Annotated in this window: 2 protein-coding genes; both read right to left on the reverse strand. The window is 61.2% G+C overall.

Annotation, left to right across the window (positions count from 1 at the left end; genetic code table 11):
* Window positions 1-60: 60 nt before the first annotated feature.
* On the reverse strand, window positions 61-747 hold the full coding sequence (locus BP858_RS11330) for a metal-dependent hydrolase (protein WP_074175596.1): 687 nt from the start codon (window positions 745-747) through the stop codon (window positions 61-63).
* Between the two features lie 551 nt (window positions 748-1298).
* Entirely contained in the window at window positions 1299-1478 is a 180-nt protein-coding gene (locus BP858_RS11335) for an FAD-dependent oxidoreductase (RefSeq protein WP_333582741.1), read from the reverse strand.
* Window positions 1479-2177 lie beyond the last annotated feature (699 nt).

Consider the following 2177-nt stretch of genomic DNA (forward strand, 5'->3'; position numbering starts at 1 on the left):
GTGGAGAGGACCGTCCCGGGCCGAATCGACAGGTTGACCCAACTGGGCAGATGGTGACCCTCATCCGGCGTCCAGGAACTCCCGGTGTCTGGCGATCCCGATAATCCCGGCGACCCCTGCCGCTGCGAGCATCAGGTGCTCCTCCGGCCCGGCCCCGGCCATCAGGATACTTTCCGGGACACCGGCCGCCCAGGCGAAGAGGGAGGCGAGGGTGAGGGCTGCAAGGAGCGGGACTGCCGCGCGGGTGAGCGTGCGCCTGAGCTCGGAGTGGTCGTGGCCGAGGTCGTGACCGGCGGCGAGGGCTATGGCGGTTGATGCGAGGAGAAATAGCCACTCTGAGAGTGAGGATACCTCTCCCAGGATGGCGTTGCCGAAGTAGCCGGTAAACTCACCCGGCTCGTAGGGACCAAGAAGCGGGAAGTACCAGGTGACGGGCATCGCCCACATCGCATCAAGAACCTGGTGGGAGGCGACGCCTGCAGCGACGGCGAGGAGCACAAATGACCCCCGCCGCCTCCTGAGGGCGACGCCCACGATGAGCAGGAGTGCGAGGAAGAGCAGTCCATGCCCAATTATCCGCCCGAAGTTGAGCGACTCCGCAAGCAGGATGTGGCCCACCGGTTTATCGAGCAGGTCGGGGAGGACGGCCCCCAGGGCAGAGAAGCCGATAAACCGCCGGTCGTCCAGGCGGTCGGCGATCGCCAGGCCCAGGACGAGACCGATAAACAGGTGGCAGGCGACAAACATCCTTCATGGGAAGGATGCCGGCTGGCTATAACCCTCCGGTTTTGGGTAGTGGCCCATATCCCTCATCTTGCGGGTTCTGGTGCGGGGATCACCAGCCTCTCGTGGAAGCACGCGCGTGAGCATTCATGGGGCAGAGCGAGAGGCTGTCCCCCGGGCTCCCCGGGCAGGGGACCGTGGGTGGTGAGAATCGCCTTGGGGGTGGGGGCCGGGGAGGGGGCTCGCCCCCATAGGCGTTAACTTACCAGCTGGGTGGAATGCATTCTCGGTGATACCGGCAAGTACCAGGCAATCGGCGAGTTCTCATCTCTGCCCCAAGGCAATCCGTTTCCCATGAGATTTCCCTGATCCCTATCGTTTTCAGCGGAGGAGGACCATTGCCGCACACCACCGGAATTGTGTGGCCGATATATCGTCAAATTAGCCACATTTCACCAAATAGGGCATTATCCGCTCGAATTCTCATGGCTAAAGTTAGCGCTTATGGGGCTCGCCCCCTCCCCCCACAAGCCATCCCGAAGTGCTGCCTCTCCGGGTGAGAGGACCCGGGGCTGTCACTCTTCCTTCAGCATCGCGTTGATCGCCGCTGCCGCACGCTTCGCCGAGCCCATCGCCTCGATCACCGTCGCTGCGCCGGTGGCGATATCCCCGCCGGCGTAGACATGGGGTATGGACGTCCGGCCGTTCTTGTCGATGACGATGTCCCGGACGTTCCATTCGTCGCACTCACGAATCGCCGCAAGTCACCCTTTCGGCGTTTCGACTCCTTTCTCTGCGGAGAAGCCGCACAGCAGAGCCCGACGGCTGCTCAGAGCCCGGTTCCCAACCGGCAGTACACGAGAACGGGGGTACCGGCCGGATTTCGCATCCTCCGAGAGGTCATAGTTCGAGGCATTCCCGGGCACGGCTTTCCATCGGTATTATCGCCGTGACAGCCTCCGGAGGAATACGACGAGAGCCGGATATGGTCGGTTAGTCCGGCATCATTGCACTACAACGTAGACCGCGCGATCTTCCTTGCCGCGAAAACGGCCGTTCTCCTGCGCTTGCATCCCTCAGAATGAGATCAAATGCTTCATTTTTGCAAACAGCCGATGGACGTGTAAAGAGAAGGGACAGAAAACATAAATGGCCTGACGCCTATGTCCCTGTGCGGATGCCTGGAACGTGTTCGCAAAACCGCGGAGGCTCACCCCATCCGTCCAAGACCGGATGAGCCCCCATCTGCCCGAAGGCAAAAGAATGGTTCGCATTCCATGTACTTATGGTTGTGCCTCTTTTGCCTCCGGGGATGTTATAGGAGGAAAGCAAATGAACGGAAACATTGGAATGCGGGCACTTTCCATGCTCCTGGCGGTGCTGCTGGTGAGCATGGGTGTTGTGCCGGCGGTGAGTGCAGAGAATGAATCAAGGGGCTGGCTCGATACGTTCGA

Origin of the sequence: Methanoculleus sp. UBA413 (genome assembly GCF_002502935.1) — an archaeon.
GTDB lineage: Archaea > Halobacteriota > Methanomicrobia > Methanomicrobiales > Methanoculleaceae > Methanoculleus > Methanoculleus bourgensis.